The sequence below is a fragment of the Streptomyces sp. CC0208 genome, assembly GCF_003443735.1.
GTDB lineage: Bacteria > Actinomycetota > Actinomycetes > Streptomycetales > Streptomycetaceae > Streptomyces > Streptomyces sviceus.
In genome coordinates, this window is sequence record NZ_CP031969.1 from 656,787 (window position 1) to 679,008 (window position 22,222).

Below are 22,222 nucleotides of genomic sequence, written 5' to 3' on the forward strand. Positions count from 1 at the left end.
TCCCGGGCAGGCGGGGGGTGATCCACCGACGCCCGGGTACTCGGGGCGCATGCCTCAGGACCCTCAAGAACCACAGCTGCCGCCGGCCCGGGGCCCGGTCTCCGCCGCAGTCCAGGAATATCTGCTCGGCGCCGGATCACTGCCGCACGACGAGACCGTCGCCAGGGCGGACGTGTACGGCGACGACCTCCAGCTGGCCCTCTACATCTGCTACGAACTGCACTACCGCGGCTTCGCGGGCGTCTCCTGCGACCTCGAGTGGGACCCCGACCTGCTGCGCACCAGGGCCGCCCTGGAACACCGCTTCCTGTCCGCCCTGCGCACGGACACCCCGGTCCACGACAGCGTCGAGGACGCGCTCGACGGGCTCCTCGTGGAGCCGGTCGACGGCACGGGAGTCAGTCACTTCCTGAGCAAGGAGGGCGAGCTGTGGCACGTGCGCGAGTACGCGGCCCAGCGCTCGCTCTACCACCTCAAGGAGGCCGACCCGCACGCGTGGGTGCTGCCGCGGCTGTGGGGCAGGGCCAAGGCGGGCATGGCCGCGGTGGAATTCGACGAGTTCGGCGGCGGTCGCGCCGACCGCGTCCACGCCCTCCTCTTCGCGAACCTGATGACGGACCTGGGCCTGGACACGACGTACGGGCACTACCTGGACGCGGCCTGCGCGGAGATGCTCGCGACGGTGAACCTCATGTCCCTGCTGGGCCTGCACCGCAGCCTGCGCGGGGCCCTCGTGGGCCATTTCGCGGCGGTCGAGATCACCTCCTCCCCCGGCTCCCGGCGACTGGCCGAGGCGATGCGCCACACGGGCGCGGGAGCGGCCGCCGAGCACTTCTACGACGAGCACGTCGAGGCCGACGCCGTCCATGAACAGGTCGTACGCCACGAGGTGATCGGCGGTCTGCTGGCCGAGGAACCGCACCTCGCCGCGGACGTCGCCTTCGGCATCGACGTCACCGGACACGTCGAGGACCGGCTCGCCGACCGCCTGCTGCGCGACTGGGCGGAGGGACACTCCTCCCTGCGCACTCCCCTTCCTTCCGAAATCCACCATATTTCCTGAATGTCGGGGTACTTGATCAAAGTGAGATCACTGAACCCGCCACTGGTCCTCCCCGGCGTCTACGGCCCTCAGGAGGACACCGCGCTGCTGGCCGGAGCCCTGTCCGAAGAACCGCTGCCGCCCGGCGCGGACGTCCTGGACGTGGGCACCGGGACGGGTGCCCTCGCTCTCCAGGCAGCACGCCGAGGCAGCCGGGTGACCGCGGTCGACGTGTCGTGGCGAGCGGTGTGCACGGCCCGGGCGAACGCCTGGCTGACCGGTGCGTCCGTCCGCGTCCGGCGCGGAAACCTCTTCCACCCCGTGCGGGGTCAGTCGTTCGACCTCATTCTGAGCAATCCGCCGTACGTACCGGCACCGACGGGCGTCCGGCCGCCGCGTGGAAGGGCCCGGGCCTGGGACGCGGGCCACGACGGGCGTTTCGTGCTGGACCGCGTCTGCCGGGAGGCGCCCGCCCTGCTGCGACCCGGAGGAGTGCTGCTGATCGTGCACTCCGAACTGAGCGACTCCGGACGGACGGTGGGGCATCTGCGCGAGGCCGGCCTCAAAGCCGCCGTGACCCGCCGTCACCGCATCGCGTTCGGACCGGTGCTGCGCACACGGAAGGACTGGCTGCGGGAGCGCGGTCTGCTCTCCGCCGCCGACGAGAAGGAAGAGCTGGTGGTCGTCCGTGCCGAACTCCCCCTCTGACTCCGGCCGACCGTGCCGCATCCGGGTCCAGCACCGCGGCCCGCTGCTCGTTGAGGGCCCCGTGGAAGTGGAGCTGGAGGACGGCTCCACGGTCGTCTCCGACCGCTTCCGGGTGGCCCTGTGCACCTGTCGGCGCAGTCGTCGCTACCCGTGGTGCGACACCAGCCACCGGGAGCGGACCCGTTCATAGACAGGAAATCAACCGGCCGTCCGGACGTACTGGTCGATCTGCGGGGCGTCGAGTTCTTCGACTGCTCGGGCCTGCGGGTGGTCACCGACGGGCCGCGCCTGCACCGGCTGCTGCGCGCGTCCGGGCTGTGGCAGCAGTGACCCGAAGGTCCGGCGGACGGCCCCACTCCGTCCGCCGGCCCTCGGTGCGGGATCACGTGGGTTCCGTGAGAGGGGCTGCACTCCCCAACTGCGGGCCCCTCGGACAGGTCCCGGGCACCACGCGACCCCGGTCCCTCAGAACGCGAAGAGGGTCCCGTAGGAGCTCTTCACGCACTCGTTGGCGAAGGTCCGCTCGTAGGAGACGCGCTGGCCTCGCCAGACGCCGTCGACCGTGACCACGACGGGCTTGTACTCCCTGGTGCACAGGGCGTCGGAACCGGCCCCGAGAGCGTCGAAGTCCCCTCCGGCGGCGCGCAGTTCGGCGCAGGCCGCAGCCGCGGCCGGATGGGTGCCCGAGGAGGTGGGGGCACAGGTCAGAGTCACGGCACGTTCCGGGGTGACGGTGGCGGCGCTCTCGCCGTGGCCGAGGGTGAGCACGAGGGCCGACGGCGCGTAGAGGCTCGAGGCGGCGGCCGGTTCGGCGAGGGCGGCTCCGGTCAGGGGTCCGCAGACGGCGGTGGCCGTGAGGCCGAGGGTCGCTGCCCAGCGCGCGGTGTTCCGCATTGTGTGCATCCTTCCGCTGGATTCGAGGGTGTGCCCTCCGACTCGGTCGGTGCCGGAGCGGCGACCGCGAGTCTGCCGAGTCCTGGCTCGGACTTCACATCGACCCCACAGCTTTCAGTAACCTTGTGTGTTGAATCAGTGGCGTGAAGTCACATCATCCGAACAGCTGAGCCCTTTAACTGGGCGGTTCTTGATCGCCCGATCCGGCCGTATGGCCTGAACACACCGCCTCTGCAATAGGCCTGAAACATTCCGCTTCAGCCGTCGGCGCACACCGTCACGACCCCTTGCGTTCATGAGGCGGTGGAGTAATCGTCATTACATGATTACCGACGAACAACGAGAGAAGCTGCGCGGCTGGTTCACCGGCCGCTTGCCCGACGACCTCTTCGAGGCCCTGGTCGAGGTGGTGGTCGACCGCGAGGAGATCACCGTGATCGGCCGCATCCCCGGCCCTCGGCTCACCGAGGACGTCTCCGCCGCCGAGCGCGAGGCAGCGGTGCAGGGCCGGATCCAGGAGTTCCGGGAGCGCACCCGGGAGGACCGCGTCGAGGTCGCCCGCGAGGCCGAGCACAAGTTCCGCCGCAAGGTGTCCTGGGGCGTGGAGTGCGACGGCGAGCGCGCCCTGTTCACGCATGTGGCCGCGCCCGTGATGACCCGGCTGCGCCAGCCCGAGCGCCAGGTCCTGGACACCCTGATCGCCGGCGGGGTCGCCCGCAGCCGCAGCGACGCGCTCGCCTGGTGCGTCCGGCTGGTCCAGCGCCACACCGACGACTGGCTCGCCGAGCTGCGGGAGTCCCTGGAGCACGTCCAGCGAGTGCGGGAGCGGGGGCCGGACACCGAGGGGGTGGCCGACTCCTCCGCCGGGGACCCGGAAGACGAATAGGCTGTGCGGTTCCCGGGCCGGGGAGCCCTCGGGGTGCGCGCCCCAGGGGCGCGGGGATCTGCGCACCCAGCCACATCGAACCCGCACCCGCCCGACAACCGAACCAGGCACCCCTTCAGGCGCCCGGAGAGTGGTCTGTGCCATCGACTAGGTTGCGGGCATGACTCACTTCGTACTGGTGGCAGGAGCGAGACTCGGGGCGTCCGCGTGGGACGAGGTCGCGGACGGGCTGCGCGCCGCCGGGCACCAGCCCCATCCGCTGACGTTGTCGGGCCTCGCGGAGAAGCGGGGTGTCCCGGTGGGCCGGCAGACCCATGTGCGGGACGTCGTCGACGAGGTCGAGCGCCTGGACCTGCGCGAGGTGGTCCTGGTCGGGCACAGCTACGCGGGCGTACCCGTGGGACAGGCGGCCGAGCGAATAGGTGAGCGGCTCGCGCGGGTGGTGTTCGTGGACTCCAGCGTGCCCGTGGACGGGGAGTCGTTCCTGTCGGGGTGGCCGAGCGACCACGTACGCAAGCAGATCGAGGAGAACGACGGCTACTGGCCGCCGGCGGGCGCGGACCACTACGCCGACCAGGGGCTGACGGACGAGCAGATCGCCCGGATCATCCAGTCCTCGTCCCCCCATCCGGGCGCGACGCTCACCGAACCCGCGGTCCTCACCCGTCCGCTGGGCGAGCTTCCGGCGACCTACATCAAGTGCCTCCTCGACGACGAGGAACCGATGCCCGTCGTGGCCGAGCTGCTGAAGAGCGAGCACTGGGAGCTCGTCGAGATGGACACCGGCCACTGGCCGATGTTCTCCCAGCCGGTCGAACTGGCCCGGATCCTGGCCGAGGTGGGCGCCGCCTCCTGACCGGCATCCGCCCCTGGATATCGTCGGCGCACCCGACGAGGAGAGGCGGTTCGGACGGATGGCCAGGCATTGGGCGGACTTCCAGTACGAGATCTACCTGAGCGGGATGTCGGGCGCGGTACCCCGGCTGCCCACCGACCTGACCCGGCTGGAGGAGCTCACGGAGCAGCGGCTCGGTCCCGGGCCGGTGGGCTATGTGGCGGGCAGTGCGGGGGACGGCAGTACGGCGCGGGCGAACCGGGCGGCGCTGGAGCGTCGCCGGATCGTCCCGCGGATGCTGCGGGACGTCCACGAACGCGACCTGTCGGTGGAGGTGCTGGGCCGTCCGCTGCCCGCCCCGCTGGCCCTCGCACCGGTCGGCGTGCTGTCGATCATGCATCCCGACGCGGAGCCGGCGGCGGCCCGGGCGGCCGCGGTGCAGGGCGTGCCGTACATCCTGTCGTCCGCCTCCAGTACACCGATGGAACAGGTCGCCGAGGCGATGGGAGACGCCGAACGCTGGTTCCAGCTGTACTGGCCGAAGGACCCGCAGGTCGCCCTGAGCTTCCTGAACCGGGCGAAGGCGGCCGGGTTCACGGCCCTGGTGGTCACCCTGGACACCCCGTTGCTGTCCTGGCGGCCCCGCGATCTCGACCAGGCGTATCTGCCGTTCCTGCGTGGCGTGGGCACCGCCAACTACTTCTCCGACCCGGCGTTCCAGGCGGGATTGGCCAAGCCGGTGCACGAGGACCCGAACGCGGCCGTGCTGCACTTCGTCGGCATGTTCGCGGACCCCGGCAAGACCTGGCCCGACCTCGCGCTGCTCAGGGAGAACTGGGACGGGCCGATCGTCCTCAAGGGCGTCCTGCACCCGGACGACGCCCGCCTCGCCGCCGACGCCGGGATGGACGGGGTCGTGGTCTCCAACCACGGCGGCCGGCAGGTCGCCGGGGCCGTCGCGGCGGCGGACGCGCTGCCGCGGGTGGTGGAGGCGGTCGGCGACCGGCTGACCGTGCTCTTCGACAGCGGTGTCCGCACCGGCGACGACGTCTTCAAGGCCCTCGCGCTCGGCGCCCGCGCGGTGCTCCTCGGACGGCCCTACGTCTACGGCCTCGGACTCGACGGGCAGGCGGGCGTCGAGCACGTGATCCGCTGCCTGCTCGCGGAGCTGGACCTCACGCTCGCCCTCTCGGGTCACGCGAGCCCGGCCACGGTGGGCCCCGACGACCTCGTGGAGGACCCCGCCTGAGGGGAGGACCCCGAGTGAGGGAAGCCTCCGTGAGGGGAGGCCTCCGCGAAGAGGCCTCCCCGTCCTCGGCGGGTCCGCGACGGAACCGTCCCTAGACCCGGTCCGTGAGCTGTGCGGGCCGGGCCTGCGGGGCCTCGCTCCCGGTGACCGACAGCGAGCCGGGGTTGGCGCCGGAGGCCGCGTCGGTCAACCACCGCTGCTGCTCCGAGCGGTCGCGGACCTTGACCACGACATCGGCGCCCGGCTCCGCGCTGGTGGGGGCGAGGGCGAGTTGCTCGTCCCAGCGGGGCAGTAACTCCCCCTGCACGGTGAGGTCGTAGCGCACGTCGCCGGCCCGCTTCGCCTTCGCCTCGGCGCACGTGCCGAGGATGACCACGCCCGCGTCCGCGTGCGAGTCCAGGCACAGCTCAGGGTTCTCCTCGCTGCGCAGCAGACCGTCCTCCTCGTACGACCACTGCTGGGTCCGATCGGTCGAGCAGGCCGCGAGTTCGGTGCCCGCGCCCGCCTTCACCGTCCCCCGGATGTCGAGGCAGAGGTCGGCGGCGGCGTTGCGCAGCCGGGTCACCGCCGGTGCCGTGGGCAGTTGGGCGGTGCCCGGGGTCCCGGTGCCGGCGCCCGGGACCGTCCCGTCGCCGGTGGCGCTGGTGGAGGCGGCCGGGTCGGCGCCGCCGTCGTGCGACCACAGCCCGGCGGCGAGCATGGCCGCGAGGAGACCGGCGGAGGTGAGGCCCACTCCGGTGAGCAGCGTGCGTGAGGACCGCAGGCCCCCGCCCTCGCCGGGAGCGCGGCGGCCGGGAGTCGGGATGCGGTCGAGGAGACGACGGCGTTCCGCGCCGTGCCGGCCGGCGCCGCGGCCGCGGGCCGCCGTCTGGGGCGTACGCCCGGCGCGCAGTTCGAGATAGCGGCGGGCACCCCAGCCCAGCACCGCCTCGGTGATCAGGATGCCCAAGCCACCCTCGAAATGGCTCAGTTGTTCCGCGGCGGAACGGCAGTAGCGGCACTCCTCGAGATGCTGCTGGACATCCGGCAGCAGGGCTCCACCGCGGCGAATCGGAACGTCGAGGAGGCGGTTGTAGAAGCGGCAATCCTTCGTGGGCGCGAGTTCCCGATGGGCATGTACACATCCTTCGCGGAATTTTTCACGCGCCTGTTCGAGCGCGGCCGACGCCGTGTCGGTATCCATGCCGAGGAGTGCGGCGGGCACGGCAATCGACTCCGCCTCCACCTCGGTGTGCCACAGCAGGCAGCGGGCGAGTCCGGGAAGTGACTGGAATGACCGTTCGGCGAGCTTTCGATTTTCGGGGGTCATGGACTTCGCGGCCCGCATACCGCGGCCGCCGTTCGGTTTCACCAGGTCCGGCAGAACAGCGGTCGTCCGGTCCTCGGCCGCCCACTCCTTGACCGTGTCCCGCACGGCCACGAGGGTTCTGGGGCGCAGCGCGAGGGCCGGTTCGCCGAGTGCGAGCCGGTCCAGGACCTGGTGAAAGGCGGCCGCGGCCACCATTGAGGCGGTCTCGGAGGGAGACGCGAGGCAGATGACCGCGTAGTCGAGCGCGGGTTTCCAGTGGCGCGCCATGAGCAGCGCGACGGCCTGGGCTGCCTCACCGTCGGGGCGGCCCCTGAGCCGGGCGGCGAGATCCTCGTCGGATTCTCCGGAGGCACCGCCGGGCGGGGGGTAAGGAGGGAGCGGTGGGTGGGGGGTTGGCACTGAGCGGGTTTCCTTCCCACGGACATGGGACTCACAGAAGTTCTCCTGCCGAAAAGGAGTGCCGAAGACGCAACCCTTTTGGGCGAGCGAGTGGGAAGCACGAATTCGCCGACGCCCCTCCGCCCCGGTTCCCCACGGGACGAATGCGACCCGGCCCTTGCCCCCCACACAGGTGGTTCACCCTTGCACAAGTCACTCACGGCCAACAAGGCGCCTGGGCAACATCCGCGTCAATTGATAGATAGTCAGACGGCGTCGCAACTGCGTGCCTTCGCACCGGCTTTCGACATTTCATGCGCCCCGTGTGAAACCCGCGCACGCGCCGGAGCGCCGCGCACGCTCCCCCCGCGGGGTGACCGGTAGTCCACTGGAGGCGGCCCTTCTCGGAGGCCCCGCGCGGGACGGCGGCTCTCCCGCGCGAAACCCCGGCCGCCGACCCCGTTCCTCCCGCCCTCGGTCGGCGGCCCCGGGGGCGAGGTGGTCGGCGTCCGGCCGGGGCATCCCGATCCCGACCGCGGCTCGCTGCCTGTGCGGCCCGGGGGCGGGCGGGCGGCCGGGCGGCTCAGATCTGCCAGGAGCGCAGCCGGTCGGCCGCGCCGTACACGTCGGTCTTCCCGGAGATCAGGTCGCGGGCGAGGTCGACGAGGGCACCGTACGGCGGGTCGATGCCGACGCCACTGACGAACATGTAGGCCACGGCGGTGGCGCAGGCGAAGCGGGCGTTGGCCGAAGGTAAGGGCTTGAGCAGGGCCAGGGTGTGCAGGAGGGCGGCGGCACGCCAGGCCGGGTCGGAGTCGACACCGAGGCGGGGCGGGTCGACGCGGTGCCGGGCGACGGCGGCGACGAGGGCCGAGAAGTCGTTGATCGTGGGCTGGTCGGGCAGGACCTCTTCATGCCGCTGGAGCAGCCAGGGCACGTCGATGTGAACCACGGAAGCCATCGGTCAGCCGACCCGCCCCGCACCCTTGGCGGCCGGTTCGTCCTCGGGGAAGGCGGCGGCGAACTCGTCGGCGTGGGCGGAGAAGAACCGCCGGAACGCTTCCGCGCCTTCCTGCAGGGCCCGGTGCCGGGCGATGTCGGCCGCGGCGGCCTCCCGCACCAGGGCCTTCATCGACGTACCGCGCTCCTTGGCGATCTGCCGCAGGTCCTCTAGCTCGCGATCGCTGAACTCCACGTTGAGAGCTGGCATGCCTTCACGGTACCGCGCGGGTACTTACCCGTAAATACCCGCAGGTCACGATGGCCCTTGCGCGGTACCGGAGCGTCCGAGTGCGGTGTCCGTTTCCCGCCGGACGGGCGGGGGGCCGCGTCCCACACTCGAAGGGAGGAGGAAACGACATGACAGTCACCCCCGACCTGGCCGCCGCCCGGGTCGCCGCGACCGACTGGGCCGCCCTCGGCGCCGAGTTGGACGTCCACGGCAGCGCGCCCACGGCACCGCTGCTGACGCCCGCCGAGTGCCGGGACCTGACGGCGCTGTACGAGAAGCCGGAGCTGTTCCGCACCACCGTGGACATGGCACGCCACCGCTTCGGATCGGGCGAGTACCGCTACTTCACCCATGAGCTGCCCGCCCCGGTCGCCGCCCTGCGCGCCGCGCTCTACCCCGGCCTGCTGCCCGTCGCCCGCGACTGGGCGGCCCGTCTCGGCCGCCCCGCCCCCTGGCCGGACTCCCTGGAGGAGTGGCTGGAGCAGTGTCACGCGGCCGGGCAGGACCGCTCGGCGCAGATCCTGCTGCGTTACCGCGAGGGCGACTGGAACGCGCTGCACCGGGACGTCTTCGGCGACCTCGTCTTCCCGCTCCAGGTGGTGGTGGGGCTGGACGAGTACGGCGCCGACTACACCGGCGGCGAGTTCCTGATGGTCGAGCAGCGGCCCCGCGCCCAGTCCCGGGGCACGGCGACCGTGCTCCCCCGTGGCCGTGGTGTGGTCTTCACGACCCGTGAACGTCCGGTGCGTACGCGACGCGGCTGGTCGGCCGGCGCGATGCGGCACGGGGTGAGTGTCGTGCGCTCCGGCCGGCGGCACGCGCTCGGGCTCGTGTTCCACGACGCGGCCTAGCCACCCGCCCCCGCCCCGGTGAGGCGTGGGTCACATTCCGGCCGGGGGATGTCACATTCCGGGGCCTCAAGGCCTCGCAGTAGTGAGCGCGCTACTGGGAGGCCACACGAGATGTCCGAGATCCCCGTACCCGACGCCGAGGCGGCGACCGGTGTCTTCGTCGAACACCGGGAGCTGCTGTTCGGCGTCGTCTACAACATGCTGGGCAGCGTCGCCGACACCGAGGACGTGCTCCAGGACACCTGGCTGTCGTGGTCGCGCCGGGGGGCGGGCGGGATCGACAACCCCCGTGCCTATCTGGTCCGGATCGCCGTCAACCACGCGCTCCAGCGGCGGGCCGTGGTCAGCCGCCGCAGGGAGACCTATGTCGGCCCCTGGCTGCCCGAACCCCTGGTCGCCGACGAGGACGGGGCCGACGATCCCGCGCTGCGGACCGAGTCCGTGTCGCTGGCGATGCTGGTGGTCCTGGAGTCACTGTCCCCGCTGGAACGCGCGGTGTTCGTGCTGCACGAGGTGTTCGGGTACGCCCACACCGAGATCGCCGGGATCCTGGACCGCACTCCGGCCGCCGTACGGCAGGTGGCGCGCCGCGCGCGGGCCCATGTGCATGCCCGCCGGCCGCTGTACGAGGCGCACCCCCGGGTCCGCCGGGAGGCGACGGAACGTTTTGTGCGGGCCGCCCTCGGCGGGAACATCGCGGAGCTGATGGAGATCCTGGCGCCCGACGTGACGGTGTGGACGGACGGCGGCGGCAACCGCAAGCCCTCGGCGCTGCGCCCGGTGCACGGCCGCGACAAGGCCGTACGGCTGCTCACCGGTTACGCGAAGCGGGGCGCGGGGCGGGGCGGGGCCGGGGCACAGGCGCCCGGTCTGGAGCTGCGCTACCGCCGGGTCAACGGCGACGACGCGGCCGTGCTGTTCCAGGACGACGCGCCGTACGCGGTGATCGTCCTGGACCTCACCCCGGAGGGCGACCGGGTCTCGGCCCTCTTCGTCGTGAGCAATCCCGACAAGCTCACCCATGTGCAGAAGGAGGAGGCGTGACCGCCACGGAACGCCCGGCTGAGCCGGGGAAGGGCGAGCGGCTGTCCGGCTGGCTCGACGGACGGCTCGGCACCCGCACGCTGGGCGCGAAGTACCTGCGCAAGGTCTTCCCGGACCACTGGTCCTTCCTGCTCGGCGAGATCTGTCTGTACAGCTTCGTCGTGCTGATCCTGACCGGGGTGTGGCTGACGCTGTTCTTCCACCCTTCGATGAACGAGGTGACGTACCACGGCAGTTACACCCCGCTGAACGGCGTGCGCATGTCGGAGGCCTACGCCTCGACGCTGGACATCAGCTTCGACGTGCGCGGCGGGCTGCTGATCCGACAGCTGCACCACTGGTCGGCGCTGGTCTTCGTCGCCGCGATGCTCACGCACATGATGCGGCACTTCTTCACGGGCTCGTTCCGCAAGCCGCGCGAGGTCAACTGGCTGTTCGGCTGGCTGCTGCTGTTCCTGGGCCTGTTCGAGGGCCTCTTCGGCTACTCGCTGCCGGACGACCTGCTGTCGGGCACGGGCCTCAGGTTCGTGTACGGCGCCACCTTGTCGGTGCCGATCGTCGGGACGTATCTCGCGCTGTTCCTGTTCGGCGGCGAGTTCCCCGGCCACGACATCGTGGCCCGCTTCTACTCGCTGCACATCCTGGTGATCCCCGGCATCATGGCCGCCCTGGTGGTGGCGCACCTGATCCTGGTCGTGTACCACAAGCACACCCAGTTCGCGGGCCCCGGAAAGACCGAACGCAACGTGGTCGGGACGCCGTTCTTCCCGGTGTACCTGGCGAAGGCGGGCGGCTTCTTCTTCCTGGTCTTCGGGGCACTCACGCTCATCGCGGCGGTGGCGAGCATCAACCCGGTCTGGTCGTACGGCCCTTACCGCGCCGATCAGGTCTCCACGGGCGCCCAGCCGGACTGGTACCTGGGATTCGCGGAGGGCCTGGTGCGGGTGATGCCGGGCTGGGAGGTGACCCTGTGGGGACACACGCTGATCCTGGGGGTGCTGATCCCGGTCGTGATCTTCCCGCTCCTGCTGGTGTTCATCGGCGTCTACCCGTTCCTGGAGGCCCGGTTCACCAAGGACCGGCGGGAACACCATCTGCTGGACCGCCCGCGCAACCGTCCGGTCCGTACCGCGATCGGCGCGTCCTGGATCAGCCTGTACCTGATTCTGCTGGCGGGCGGCGGCAACGACATCGTGGCGACCCGGCTGCACCTGTCGATCAACACCGTCACCTGGGCGGTCCGGATCGGGATGTTCGTCGTCCCGGCGGTGGTCTTCGTCGTCACCCGGCGGATCTGTCTGGGACTCCAACTCCGGGACCGGGAACTGGTGTTGCACGGCCGGGAGACCGGCGTGATCAAGCGGCTGCCGCACGGTGAGTACGTCGAGGTGCACCAGCCGCTCGATCAGGCCCGGCTCCACACGCTCACCGCGCACGAGCGGCCCGGTGAGCTGGTGGAGCATGCTCGGGTCAGCCTTGATCCGCCACGAAGGACGCCATCCGGGTCAGAGCGGAGTTCCAGTTGATGGTGTGCTCGTTGGTCGACCAGGACTGGATGTCGTCGATGTAGCAGAACTGGCCGACACAGCCCTGGAGTTTGCTCTGTGCGTAGGGGTCCTGGATGCCCGAGTTCGCTCCGCCGGCCAGGGTCCCCTTCGGCGGGTTGGGCATGTTCGGGTCGAGCTGGTGGGCGTACCAACGGGCGTGCTGGTTGTGTGAGTTGACTTCGCCGTAGCCGGTCACGTACGAGATGTTCAGCGCGTTGCGGCCGAAGATGTAGTCGATGCCCTGGAGAGCGCCGTCCCGGTACTTCGAGGCGCCGGTGATGTCGTATGCGGTGGCGATGACGATCCCGTTGTGCAGGATCTGGTGGTTGGAGCCCCAGTCGTAGAGGTTGCCCTCCGGGGCGTACGGCATCCCGTACGGGTGGGCCTTCAGGGTGGCCAGGTAGCGGTCGGCGCCCTTGACGACCGACTGGCGGACCTTGTCGCGGCCGGGCAGCTTGCTCGGCACGGTCGCCAGGTCAAGGCGGGCCGCCGCGGCCGTGCGGGCCCAGTCGTAGCCGACGGGGGTGAAGATGTCGGCGGTGTGCACGGGTGAGGCGAGCACGCTGTCCTGGAAGGCCTTCTCCCCTGTGGTGAGGTACAGCTCGGCCGCCGCCCAGTAGAACTCGTCGGTGACGTTGTTGTCGGCGTAGGTGCCGCCGCCGGTGCCGTCGCTCTCCGAGGCGTACAGGTCGGGGTGGGCGAGCGCCGCGCTCCATGCCTTGCGGGCGGCCGCCAGGGCCTTGGCCGCGAACGCCTTGTCGTACGGCTTGTACAGGCGGGCGGCCTGTGCGGCGGTCGCGGCCAGGTTCAGGGTCGCCGCGGTGGACGGCGGGTGCAGTTCGCGCTTCTGCGGGTCGTCGCTCGGCAGGAGCGGCAGGCCGGTCCACTGCTCGTCGTGGATCTTGTGATGGGCCATCCCGGCCAGCGGCTGCCCGTCCGGCACCTGCATCTTCAGCAGGAAGTCCAGCTCCCAGCGGGCCTCGTCGAGGATGTCGGGCACCTTGTTGCCGCTCTCGGGGATGGCGAGGGTGCCGTCGCCGAGCTTCGCGGGCTGCCCGGTGCGGGCCAGCAGTTCGCGTTCGTACGTGCTCAGCACCTCCCAGGTGGAGATGCCGCCGTTGACGACGTACTTGCCGTGGTCGCCGGCGTCGTACCAGCCGCCGGAGACGTCGAGGGTGTAGTCGCACACGCCGGGCTGGCAGGGCACGTTCTTGTCGCCCTGGTTGGGGGCCACGTTCACGTGCCCGGCGGCCCGGCCGTAGCCCGGGCGCAGGTCGTCGCGGATCGCGATGCCGCTGCGCTGGGTGTAGTAGTACTTCGCCGCGTCGAGCCGGAGCTGTTCGTAGGCGCCCTTGCCGATGTCGAAGGGGCGGCTGGTCTGGCCGTCCGCGACCAGGGTGAGGCCGGCACCGCGCTTCTTGTAGGCGCCGAAGTCGATGGAGTGGACGTTCTGCCCGGAGGAGGCGTCGATGCCGCGCGGCAGGGTCCAGCCGTGGGCGACGACGGTGCCGGAGGCGCTCTTCAGCTGCCAGGGCAGCTTCGTCGTGGCGTCGGTGACCAAGGTGGCGTTCTTCGGCCCGGCGGGCAGATAGGCGACCTGGTTGACCCGCACCCGCGGTCCGGTGTCGGGCTCGTACACCTCGGGCGGGACCCCGCCCAGCAGGGAGGCGTCGTCCATGCAGAAGCGGAACGGGTCGGCGCTGCCGCCGAGCTGGAAGCCGACCTGGCCCTGGGCGGTGTCGACGGGCGAGGTGAACGTGTACGAGTAGGAGTTCCCGGAGACGCTCAGCTGCGGGCTCACCTCGAAGTAGGTGTCGTAGGGCGCCACTTGCAGCCCCACGATCGCCCGCACGACGTGCCCCTCGGGCGAACCCTTCGCGGTGAAGGAGAACTTGTACGACTGACCCTTCACCAGGGTGACGTCGTTCTGGCCGACGGCGGCGTCCCAGCGGTTGGCGGTGCCGCCCGGCACGTCCGCGCACAACTGTCCGTCGGACAGGCCCGCGGTGACGTTGGTGGTCGTCCACCAGGGCTCGATGGCGGTGTCGAAGGTGCCGTTCTTGAGCTGCTCGACCTCGTCGGCCGCGGCCGGGGAGGCGGGCGAGGTCACAAGTGCCGCTCCCAGCAAGGCAGTCAGGGTCAGCAGGGCGGTTCTGCGTCTGTTCACGTCCGGGCTCCTCGGGGGGAGGTACGGGCGGCACTCTGCATGGGAGCGCTCCCAATCGTCGGTCGGAGGCCATGCTTGTTGCAGGCATGACACCTCGTCAACGGTCCGGACGGGACTGATTTCCCGTCCGGACCGCCCATGGCGGGATCAGCTTCCCGGCACGTCCAGCCTGCCGATGCGCACCGCGCCCCGGGTCTCCCCCGGATACGCGCTGGTCAGCGTGAGCCGGAGCCGTGAACCGCGGAGGGCGTCGAAGGTGATCACCGTGGGCTCGCCGGAAGCGGTGGCCCAGGTGACGGAGGCGCCCTCGACCGGCACGTACCGCGTCCCGTCCCATACCGCGGCCTCGACGGAGGCGGGCAGGCTGTGGGTCGCGCTCAGAGTGAAGGAGATCTCCGCCCGGTCGAAGGTCCTGGTCCGTCCGTAGTCCACCGCGACCCAGTCCTCGGCCCGCGCGCCGCTGAAGGCGGGCAGCAGGGCGGTGGCGGCCTTGCTGAAGGCGTTGGACCAGCCGGTGGCGGGGTCGCCGTCGAGCATCGCGGCCGGGAGGGTGTCCGGGCGGCCGGAGTAACTGGCGTCCGCCGTGGGGTGGTTCGCCGGGGCCGGATGATCGGGGGCGAAGACGGCCGGCTCGGTGAAGGCGGCCGAGCGGGACGGGGTGGTACGCACCTTCGCGGTACCCGCCCGCAGCCCGTCCGCGCGCGCCGTCACCTTCAGGACGCCCGGCTCGGTTCCGGCCCGCACGATCGCGAGGGCCTTGCCGTGGAAGGCGGTGCGGGTACTGGCCTGATAGCGCTCGGCGCTCTCCTCGCGGCCGTTGTCGAGCCCGGCGAGCGAGCCGCCGCTGACCGCGAAGGAGATCAGGTGCTCGGCATCGGGCACCACCACTCCACGGGCGTCGACGACGTCCGCGGTGACGAAGACCAGTGAACGGCCGTCCGCCGCGAGCGATGTGCGGTCGGCGGTGAGGCGTACGGCGTGGGGCCGGCCGGCCGTGCGCAGCACGTCGGTGGCCACCGTCCTGCCGTTCCTCCTCGCCACCGCCTTCAACTCGCCCGGCGCGTACGGCACCCGCCACGTCAGATGGAGCTTGCCCGCGCTGCCGTTCGGGCTGGTGTAGCTGCCGGGGTAGGGGCCGTCGGTGAAGGTCTTGTCGTCGCCGGTGGCTTCCGTGGTCTCCAGGTACGCCCGGCCGTCGGTGGTCTTCTTGGTGTCGAAGGTCCGGGTGCCGAGGGACCTGCCGTTGAGGAACAGCTCGACCTCGGGGACGTTGGCGTACGCCCACACCTCGACCGTGTCGCCCTTGCCGTGGTTCCAGGTCATCGGAACGAGATGGACCATCGGCTCGTCGACCCACTGGCTGCGGAAGAGGTGGTACATGTCCTTCGGGAAACCGGCGGTGTCGACCGCGCCGAAGAAGGACGCCTTCACCGGGAAGACGTCGTACGGCGTCGGCTCCCCGATGTAGTCGATCCCGGACCACAGGAACTGCCCGGCGAACCACTTGCGGTCCCGGTCCTTCTTGTGGCCGTACTCGCCGCTCATGGTCCAGGAGGCGAGGTTGTTGTCGTAGGACGAGGTCTCCCGCCTGCCGGGGGTGTGGTTCTCGCCGGTGTTGAGGTGCTCGGGCTCCTGGTAGGCGCCCCGCGTCGAGGTCTCGGAGGACGACTCGGACTCGAAGAGGAACAGGTGCGGGTAGGCGGTGTGCAGTTGGTCCACCGACTTGGCCGTGTTGTAGTTCAGACCGAGACCGTCCAGCTTGGCCAGCATCAGATCGGCCGCCGAGCCCTTGGCGGGCAGGCGGCGGTACTTGTCGGAGCCGATGATCAGCGGGCGGGTGTCGTCGGCCGCCTTGATCGCGGCGATGATCCGGTCGGCCATGGCGAGCCCGGCGGTGGAGGTGGAGTCGGGGATCTCGTTGCCGATCGACCACAGCAGCACCGCGGGCGAGTTGCGGGCCGCGAGGACCATCTCGGTCGCGTCCCGTTCGCACCACTCGTCGAAGAACCGGCCGTAGTCGTAACGGGTCTTGGGGGTCCTCCAGCAGTCGAAGGCCTCCACCAGCATCACGATGCCCAGCTCCTCGCAGACCTGGATCATCTCCGGGGAGGGCGGGTTGTGGGAGGTGCGGAAGGCGTTGACGCCCATCGACTTCATGAGGGTCATCTGTCTGCGGATCGCGTCGACGCTGACGGCCGCGCCGAGGGCACCCAGGTCGTGGTGGAGGTCGACGCCCTTGATCTTGTGGTGGGTGCCGTTGAGGTGGAAGCCCTCGTCCGGGTCGAAACGGAAGGTGCGGAAGCCGAAGGGGGTGCGGTAGGTGTCCGTCGTGGTGCCGCCGACGCGCAGGTCGGTCTGCACGGTGTAGCGGTGCTGCGGTGTTTCGAGGTCCCACACCTTCGGTTCGGGGACCGTGAGTTCGTGGGTCTCGGTGGCCCTGTCGCTGACGGCGACCGTGGAGGAGGTACGGGCGACCGTGCGGCCTCGGGGATCGACGATCCGGGTGACCACCTCGACGTCGGTACCGGTGCCGGACGCGTTCACCACGGACGTCGCTACCCGGACCAGGCCCCGCTTCCCGGTGAGCTCCGGAGTCGTGACGCGGGTGCCCCAGCGTTCCACGTGCACCGGGTCGGTGACGACCAGGCGGGCCTCGCGGTAGATGCCGCTGCCCGAGTACCAGCGACTGCTGGGGAGCCGGTTCCGCACCTTGACCGCGATCACGTTCTCGGTGGTGCCGTCGGTGTGGAGCAGGTCGGTCAGGTCGAGGGCGAAGCCGGTGTAGCCGTAGGGATGGCGGCCGGCCTCGGCGCCGTTGCAGTAGACGTACGCGTCCATGTACACGCCGTCGAACTCCACCGAGATCCGCTTGCCCGCCAGGGCGGCCGGCAGGGTGAAGGCGAGGCGGTACCAGCCCAGGCCGCCGGGGAAGAAGCCGGTGCCGCTGGTGGTGCCGTTCTGCGGGGTCGGAGCGAGCTCGATGCTCCAGTCGTGCGGGACGGCGACCTCACGCCACCCCGAGTCGTCGTGGCCGGGGGCGGCGGCGTCCGCGTACTGCCCCGTCGGGTCGGTGATCCCGCCGGGATCGACCAGCGCGAAGCGCCAGCCGTCGCGCAGCGCGACCGTGCGGCGGCCGGACCCGTGTCCGGCGGACTCGGCCGCCCGGGCCGCGGGAGTGGCCGAAAGTACACCCGCGGCCGGTGCGGCCGTGGAAGCGAACAGAACGGTTCTGCGCGTGACCGTCATGGCGGCTCTCTCTCATCAGGCCCAGAAGTACTCACAACTGATCGTGAACAAACACAATCTGACGGTGAGCCACTTGCGGCCGTCAAGGGTGCGGTGAGCCGCCCGCGTCCCAGGCGTCACCTCGGCCGGATTTCCCTCTTGACGGCGGCCCGGTCAGGGGTGGGGCGTACACAGGGGTTCACCGTCCGCGGGTGAGCACGACCCACTAGGCTGGAACCCAAGTGACGTGTTTGTTCACTGAGAGTGCGCGCAATGGAGTGGCGGCGATGACCCTCGTGTACCCGTTCGACGACGCGGCGACGGCTCGGGCCGTCGTCGGTGAGGACGGCACGCTGGTCGCGTGGAACGCCGGCGCGCAGCGGCTGCTGGGCTGGTCGCCCGCCGAGGTCGTGGGCAGGCCGGCGGTCAACCTCCTGGTCAGCGGGGGCGAGGAGACGCCCGCCGGGCCCGTGGGCGGCCGCTGGGACGGCACCCTCACCCTGTGTCACCGCGACGGCACCGCCGTGTCGGTATGGCTGCTTGCCCACCACCAGCACTCCTCCGACGGCGGCCCCGGGCACTGGCTCGTGGTCACCCCGCTGGACCCCGGCGGCCCCCGCTCCCCCGACGACCCGCTGGGTACGGCCGTACTGACCCAGTCGCCCTGTGCCGTCGCCGTCTACGACGAACAGCTGCGGCTGCGCCGGGTCAATGACGCCATGGCCGACGTCATCGGGCTGCCCGAGGAGCGCGTCCAGGGGCTCAGACTCTCCGAGATCGGCGGCAAGCGGCAGAGCGAGGAGCTGGAGGAGCACCTGCTCGACGTGCTCACCACCGGCCGGGCCAAGGACGTGCAGACGTACATGCGGACGGGCGGCGAGGACAGCGCGCACGCCTGGCTGGCCCGGATGGCGCCCATCACCGACCCGGCGGGCCGGGTGCGGGGCGTGTGCCTGGCCGCGCACGACTTCACCGACAACTTCCTCGCCCGGGAGCGGCTCCAGCTGGTCAACGAGGCGAGTGTGCGCATCGGCACCACCCTCGACGTCACCCGCACCGCCCAGGAGCTGGCGGACGTCTGCATTCCGGCACTCGCCGACTTCGTCAGCGTCGACCTGCTGGACCCGCAGGAGAACGGCGAGCCACCGGCGACGCTCACCGCGCCGGTCGAGCTGCGCCGCGCCGCCCACCAGTCGGTGGACCCCGGCAATCCGCTGGCGGTGGTGAAGCCGGGGCACTCGGAGGTGTATCCGGCCACCTCACCGCAGGCGGACTCGCTGATGGCGGGCCGCACCATCACCGCCACGGTCGCCTCCGGGCGCCTGGACCAGTGGCTCAACTGGAACAGGACACGCGGCGAGCGGGTCAAGGAGTACGGCGTCCACTCCACGATGTCCGTGCCGATCCAGGCCCGTGGCCAGACCCTCGGGGTCGCGGTCCTCACCCGCTACCGCCGGCCCGACCCCTTCACCCTTGACGACGTGCTGCTGGCCGAGGAGATCACCGCGCGCGCCGGGATCTGCATCGACAACGCCCGCCGCTTCTCCCGCGAGCGCGAGACCGCCCTCGCTCTCCAGCGCAGTCTGCTGCCCCGCTCCCTGCCGCGCACGGCCGCCGTGGAGGCGGCCTCCCGCTATCTCCCGGCCGCGCGCGCCGGGGTGGGCGGCGACTGGTTCGACGTGATCCCGCTGTCGGGCATGCGGGTCGCGATGGTCGTCGGGGACGTGGTCGGGCACGGCATCCAGGCCTCGGCGACGATGGGCCGGCTGCGCACCGCCGTCCGCACGCTCGCCGACATCGACCTGGCCCCGGACGAACTGCTCACCCACCTCGACGACCTCGTCGTACGGCTGTCCGCGGAGGCCGGCGGCGAGGGCAGTCCCGGTGAGGTCGGGGCCACCTGCCTGTACGCGGTGTACGACCCGGTGTCGCGGCGCTGCACGCTGGCCCGGGCCGGGCATCCGGCGCCCGTGATGCTGACGCCGGGCGGGGTGGCACGGCAGGTGGACCTTCCGGCGGGGCCGCCGCTGGGCCTGGGCGGGCTGCCGTTCGAGTCGGCTGAGCTGGCGCTGCCCGAGGGAACCGTGCTGTCCCTGTTCACGGACGGGCTGATCGAGTCCCGGGAGCGGGACGCGGACGCGAGTCACGCGCTGCTGTGCGAGGCCTTGGCCGCACCCGCCGACTCCCTGGAGGAGAGCTGCGACCGCATCCTGCACGCGCTGCTCCCGGCGGGCGGTTCCACGGACGACGTGGCCCTGCTGCTGGCCCGCACCCTGGGGCTGCCCGCCTCCCAGGTGGCGACCTGGGACATCCCCGCCGACCCGTCGCTGGTGGCGCCCGTCCGCAAGCAGGTCGTGGAGCAGCTGGGCCGCTGGGAACTGAGCGAGGCGTCGTTCACGGCCGAACTGGTGACGAGCGAGCTGGTGACGAACGCGATCCGGTACGGCGCCCGCCCCATCCGGCTGCGGCTCATCCATGACGCGACCACGCTGATCTGCGAGGTCTCCGACACCAACCACACCGCACCGCATCTGCGGCGCGCCAAGACGTGGGACGAGGGCGGCCGGGGACTGCTCCTGGTCGCCCAGCTCACCCAGCGCTGGGGCAGCCGGCACACGGCCGACGGCAAGACGATCTGGGCGGAGATCGGGCTCCTCGACCTGGAGTAGAGCCTCGCGCGGGGCGCCGGGCCCGACGCCGGAGGGGGCGCTTCGGTGACCGGCCGGCTCCCGGCGGCCGTGCACGTCCGGAAGTGAGCGAACTTTTCCGGGCCGTCCCGCATCGGAGCTTTGTGACAGGGCATGCGCGGTACGCGCGCGTGCGTGGATTCTCCGGGAGTGTGGAGACATGACGAACAGGTCCCTCGGTGTGCGGCGGGCGGCACTGCTCGCGAGTTCGGTCGCGATGCTCGGCCTGCTGGCGGGCTGCGGCGGCGACGGCACGGCGAGCGCCCCGCCCACGGAGTCCGGCACGGCGGCCTCCGCGACCGGCACCGCGACACCGTCCGACTCCGGCACGGGCAGCGGGGTGCCGACCGACGCGGTGAGCAACTCCCTCACCCCGTCCGCATCGCCCTCCCCCGCCGGTGGAACCCGCTGCCACACCTCCGAGCTGAGCGCCTCGGTGGGCCGCAACGACCCGGGCGCCGGTCAGGAGAACTTCCCGGTCGTGCTGACGAACGAGTCGAGCCGCACCTGCACCCTGCACGGCTACCCGGGCACCGCGTTCGTCGACGCGTCGGGCAAGCAGCTGGGCCCGGACCCCGAGCGCTCCGCCACCGAGCCGGAGACCGTGAAGCTGGCGCCGGGCCAGAGCGCCTGGGCCGGGCTGTCCTTCGCGAACCCGGAGGTCAGCGGGGCGGGCACGGCCACCCCTGCCGCCCTGCTGGTGACCCCGCCGGACGAGGAGGATCCGCTGAAGGTGACGTGGAAGGCCGGGAAGGTCCCGGTGTCCGGCAACGAGTCGTCGGTGCGGCTGATCCCCTTCAGTCCCGGCACCGGAGCCTGATCGGCCGCGGTCGGGGTAGTGGCAGGTTTCTTACTTCCGTCTGGTTTCATGACCGGGCACGACCTGCTCACGTACCGAAGGACACGCCCTGAACGCCCCGCTCGCCGAAGCCCTGTCCGTCGCCCTGCTCGTCGCCGTCCTCGTCTGGGCGGTCCTGCGTCCCTTCGGCCTCCCGGAGGCAGTGGTCGCCGTCCCGGCGGCCGGGCTCGCGGTCGTGACCGGGGCGATCTCCCCGGAGCACGCGTGGGCGGAGGCCGAACGCCTTGGACCGGTGGTCGGATTCCTGGCCGCGGTGCTGGTGCTCGCGCACTTCTGTGACGTCGAGGGGCTGTTCCAGGCCTGTGGCGCCTGGCTGGCGCGGCGGTCCGCCGGCTCCCCGGGGCGACTGCTGACCGGTGTGTTCGGACTGGCCTCGGTGATCACGGCGGTGCTGAGTCTGGACGCCACCGTGGTGCTGCTGACGCCGGTGGTGCTGGTCACCGCCTCCCGGATGGGGGCCCGTGCGAAGCCGCACGTCTACGCGTGCGCGCATCTGTCGAACACGGCCTCGCTCCTGCTGCCCGTGTCGAACCTCACCAACCTGCTGGCCTTCGAGGCGAGCGGGGTGAGCTTCACCCGGTTCGCGCTGCTGATGACACTGCCCTGGCTGGCGGCGATCGCCGTCGAGTACGCGGTCTTCCAGCGCTTCTTCGCAACCGACCTCACCGTCGTGGACCACTCCCCCGAGCCGTCCGAGGAGCCCGCGCTGCCGCTGTTCGCCCTGATCACCGTCGGCTGCACACTGGCCGGGTTCGTGGTGGCCTCCGCGTTCGGCGTCGATCCCGCCTGGGTCGCCTGCGCGGGGGCACTCGTGCTGGCGGGCCGCGCTCTCGTCCGGAAGCAGGCCACCCCCGCCTCGGTGGTGCGGTCGGCGGCCCCGGCCTTCCTGGCGTTCGTGCTCGCCCTCGGCATCGTGGTGCGGGCGGTCGTCGACAACGGGCTCGCCGACGCCCTGGGCCATGTCCTGCCCGACGGCACGGGGCTCGTCGCCCTGCTGGGGATCGCCGCGCTGGCCGCCGTCCTGGCGAACCTGATCAACAACCTGCCCGCGGTGCTGGTTCTGCTGCCGCTCACTGCCGCGGCCGGGCCCGGCGCGGTCCTCGCGGTACTGCTCGGGGTGAACATCGGCCCGAACCTGACCTATGCCGGGTCCCTGGCCACGCTGTTGTGGCGGCGCATCCTGCACCGCGACAACCACGAGGTCGGGCTCGGGGAGTTCACCCGGCTCGGCCTGCTGACCGTGCCGACCGCGCTCGCCGCCGCGGTGGTCGCCCTGTGGGGCTCGCTCCAGCTCGTCGGGGCCTGAGCGG

The 22,222-nt window shown here is 71.4% G+C and carries 19 protein-coding genes; 13 read left to right on the forward strand and 6 right to left on the reverse strand.

The genetic code is table 11. The features are described from left to right. The first annotated feature begins 49 nt into the window (after positions 1-49). From D1369_RS03025 to D1369_RS03040, 4 genes are read left to right on the forward strand one after another with little or no spacing between them, the layout of a single operon-like run. On the forward strand, positions 50-1,063 hold the full coding sequence (locus tag D1369_RS03025; RefSeq protein ID WP_007386616.1) for an iron-containing redox enzyme family protein: 1,014 nt from the start codon (positions 50-52) through the stop codon (positions 1,061-1,063). Then, on the forward strand, positions 1,064-1,750 hold the full coding sequence (locus tag D1369_RS03030) for a HemK2/MTQ2 family protein methyltransferase (RefSeq protein ID WP_202477149.1): 687 nt from the start codon (positions 1,064-1,066) through the stop codon (positions 1,748-1,750). Further along, entirely contained in the window at positions 1,731-1,940 is a 210-nt protein-coding gene (locus D1369_RS03035) for a CDGSH iron-sulfur domain-containing protein (RefSeq protein ID WP_007386614.1), read from the forward strand. Before D1369_RS03030 ends, D1369_RS03035 begins: the two co-directional genes overlap by 20 nt. Further along, positions 1,901-2,080, forward strand: coding sequence for a hypothetical protein (locus D1369_RS03040; protein ID WP_240436048.1), 180 nt, complete (start codon positions 1,901-1,903; stop codon positions 2,078-2,080). The genes D1369_RS03035 and D1369_RS03040 overlap by 40 nt, the downstream gene beginning before the upstream one ends. A 135-nt stretch (positions 2,081-2,215) precedes the next feature. On the opposite strand, the gene D1369_RS03045 is transcribed toward D1369_RS03040, so the two are convergent. After that, entirely contained in the window at positions 2,216-2,644 is a 429-nt protein-coding gene (locus D1369_RS03045; RefSeq protein ID WP_007386612.1) for a protease inhibitor, read from the reverse strand. A gap of 322 nt (positions 2,645-2,966) precedes the next feature. Here D1369_RS03045 and D1369_RS03050 point away from each other — a divergent pair, with 322 nt between their 5' ends. The 3 genes from D1369_RS03050 (at position 2,967) to D1369_RS03060 (ending at position 5,614) form a co-directional block, all read left to right on the forward strand. Beyond that, complete coding sequence (locus D1369_RS03050) at positions 2,967-3,530, forward strand: hypothetical protein (protein ID WP_007386611.1); 564 nt, start codon at positions 2,967-2,969, stop codon at positions 3,528-3,530. Between the two features lie 160 nt (positions 3,531-3,690). After that, entirely contained in the window at positions 3,691-4,386 is a 696-nt protein-coding gene (locus D1369_RS03055) for an alpha/beta hydrolase (protein WP_007386610.1), read from the forward strand. Between the two features lie 58 nt (positions 4,387-4,444). Further along, complete coding sequence (locus D1369_RS03060; RefSeq protein ID WP_007386609.1) at positions 4,445-5,614, forward strand: lactate 2-monooxygenase; 1,170 nt, start codon at positions 4,445-4,447, stop codon at positions 5,612-5,614. Between the two features lie 91 nt (positions 5,615-5,705). Here D1369_RS03060 and D1369_RS03065 read toward each other — a convergent pair whose 3' ends face one another. The 3 genes from D1369_RS03065 to D1369_RS03075 all read right to left on the reverse strand — a co-directional run bounded on the left by D1369_RS03065 (position 5,706) and on the right by D1369_RS03075 (position 8,511). Continuing rightward, entirely contained in the window at positions 5,706-7,322 is a 1,617-nt protein-coding gene (locus D1369_RS03065) for an RICIN domain-containing protein (protein WP_118082237.1), read from the reverse strand. Positions 7,323-7,884: 562 nt separating this feature from the next. Continuing rightward, positions 7,885-8,262 (reverse strand): hypothetical protein, encoded by a 378-nt coding sequence (locus D1369_RS03070; protein ID WP_007386606.1) that lies wholly within the window; start codon positions 8,260-8,262, stop codon positions 7,885-7,887. A gap of 3 nt (positions 8,263-8,265) precedes the next feature. Beyond that, a complete protein-coding gene (locus tag D1369_RS03075) occupies positions 8,266-8,511 on the reverse strand; it encodes a hypothetical protein (RefSeq protein ID WP_007386605.1) in 246 nt (81 codons plus the stop codon). Positions 8,512-8,660: 149 nt separating this feature from the next. Here D1369_RS03075 and D1369_RS03080 point away from each other — a divergent pair, with 149 nt between their 5' ends. The 3 genes from D1369_RS03080 to D1369_RS03090 all read left to right on the forward strand — a co-directional run bounded on the left by D1369_RS03080 (position 8,661) and on the right by D1369_RS03090 (position 11,953). Next, complete coding sequence (locus D1369_RS03080; RefSeq protein WP_007386604.1) at positions 8,661-9,383, forward strand: 2OG-Fe(II) oxygenase; 723 nt, start codon at positions 8,661-8,663, stop codon at positions 9,381-9,383. A 111-nt stretch (positions 9,384-9,494) separates the two neighbouring features. After that, positions 9,495-10,427 carry an RNA polymerase sigma factor SigJ gene (sigJ, locus tag D1369_RS03085; protein WP_007386603.1) on the forward strand — a complete coding sequence of 311 codons (933 nt, stop codon included), beginning with the start codon at positions 9,495-9,497 and terminating at the stop codon, positions 10,425-10,427. Continuing rightward, positions 10,424-11,953 (forward strand): cytochrome bc complex cytochrome b subunit, encoded by a 1,530-nt coding sequence (locus D1369_RS03090; protein WP_007386602.1) that lies wholly within the window; start codon positions 10,424-10,426, stop codon positions 11,951-11,953. Before sigJ ends, D1369_RS03090 begins: the two co-directional genes overlap by 4 nt. Here D1369_RS03090 and D1369_RS03095 read toward each other — a convergent pair. Both D1369_RS03095 and D1369_RS03100 read right to left on the reverse strand, forming a co-directional pair. Next, positions 11,898-14,141, reverse strand: coding sequence for a glycoside hydrolase family 9 protein (locus D1369_RS03095; protein ID WP_007386601.1), 2,244 nt, complete (start codon positions 14,139-14,141; stop codon positions 11,898-11,900). The genes D1369_RS03090 and D1369_RS03095 overlap by 56 nt on opposite strands. A gap of 147 nt (positions 14,142-14,288) precedes the next feature. After that, complete coding sequence (locus D1369_RS03100; protein WP_118082238.1) at positions 14,289-17,387, reverse strand: glycoside hydrolase family 2 TIM barrel-domain containing protein; 3,099 nt, start codon at positions 17,385-17,387, stop codon at positions 14,289-14,291. Between the two features lie 266 nt (positions 17,388-17,653). On the opposite strand from D1369_RS03100, the gene D1369_RS03105 reads away from it, so the two are divergent. The 3 genes from D1369_RS03105 to D1369_RS03115 all read left to right on the forward strand — a co-directional run bounded on the left by D1369_RS03105 (position 17,654) and on the right by D1369_RS03115 (position 22,218). Beyond that, positions 17,654-20,035: a SpoIIE family protein phosphatase gene (locus tag D1369_RS03105; protein ID WP_037902326.1), complete on the forward strand. Its 2,382-nt coding sequence runs from the start codon at positions 17,654-17,656 to the stop codon at positions 20,033-20,035. Positions 20,036-20,213: 178 nt separating this feature from the next. Then, positions 20,214-20,873, forward strand: coding sequence for a DUF4232 domain-containing protein (locus D1369_RS03110; protein WP_007386599.1), 660 nt, complete (start codon positions 20,214-20,216; stop codon positions 20,871-20,873). 88 nt (positions 20,874-20,961) lie between these two features. Continuing rightward, positions 20,962-22,218 (forward strand): SLC13 family permease, encoded by a 1,257-nt coding sequence (locus D1369_RS03115; protein ID WP_007386598.1) that lies wholly within the window; start codon positions 20,962-20,964, stop codon positions 22,216-22,218. Positions 22,219-22,222: the final 4 nt, after the last annotated feature.

What these genes read in the sequence shown, in the direction of transcription:
- D1369_RS03105 (WP_037902326.1), top strand. Translation starts at nt 17,654, where the DNA reads ATGACCCTCGTGTACCCGTTCGACGACGCGGCGACGGCTCGGGCCGTC.
- D1369_RS03025 (WP_007386616.1), top strand. Translation starts at nt 50, where the DNA reads ATGCCTCAGGACCCTCAAGAACCACAGCTGCCGCCGGCCCGGGGCCCG.
- D1369_RS03060 (WP_007386609.1), top strand. Translation starts at nt 4,445, where the DNA reads ATGGCCAGGCATTGGGCGGACTTCCAGTACGAGATCTACCTGAGCGGG.
- D1369_RS03030 (WP_202477149.1), top strand. Translation starts at nt 1,064, where the DNA reads ATGTCGGGGTACTTGATCAAAGTGAGATCACTGAACCCGCCACTGGTC.
- D1369_RS03045 (WP_007386612.1), bottom strand. Translation starts at nt 2,644, where the DNA reads ATGCGGAACACCGCGCGCTGGGCAGCGACCCTCGGCCTCACGGCCACC.
- D1369_RS03110 (WP_007386599.1), top strand. Translation starts at nt 20,214, where the DNA reads ATGACGAACAGGTCCCTCGGTGTGCGGCGGGCGGCACTGCTCGCGAGT.
- D1369_RS03100 (WP_118082238.1), bottom strand. Translation starts at nt 17,387, where the DNA reads ATGACGGTCACGCGCAGAACCGTTCTGTTCGCTTCCACGGCCGCACCG.
- D1369_RS03055 (WP_007386610.1), top strand. Translation starts at nt 3,691, where the DNA reads ATGACTCACTTCGTACTGGTGGCAGGAGCGAGACTCGGGGCGTCCGCG.
- D1369_RS03070 (WP_007386606.1), bottom strand. Translation starts at nt 8,262, where the DNA reads ATGGCTTCCGTGGTTCACATCGACGTGCCCTGGCTGCTCCAGCGGCAT.
- D1369_RS03080 (WP_007386604.1), top strand. Translation starts at nt 8,661, where the DNA reads ATGACAGTCACCCCCGACCTGGCCGCCGCCCGGGTCGCCGCGACCGAC.
- D1369_RS03075 (WP_007386605.1), bottom strand. Translation starts at nt 8,511, where the DNA reads ATGCCAGCTCTCAACGTGGAGTTCAGCGATCGCGAGCTAGAGGACCTG.
- sigJ (WP_007386603.1), top strand. Translation starts at nt 9,495, where the DNA reads ATGTCCGAGATCCCCGTACCCGACGCCGAGGCGGCGACCGGTGTCTTC.
- D1369_RS03050 (WP_007386611.1), top strand. Translation starts at nt 2,967, where the DNA reads ATGATTACCGACGAACAACGAGAGAAGCTGCGCGGCTGGTTCACCGGC.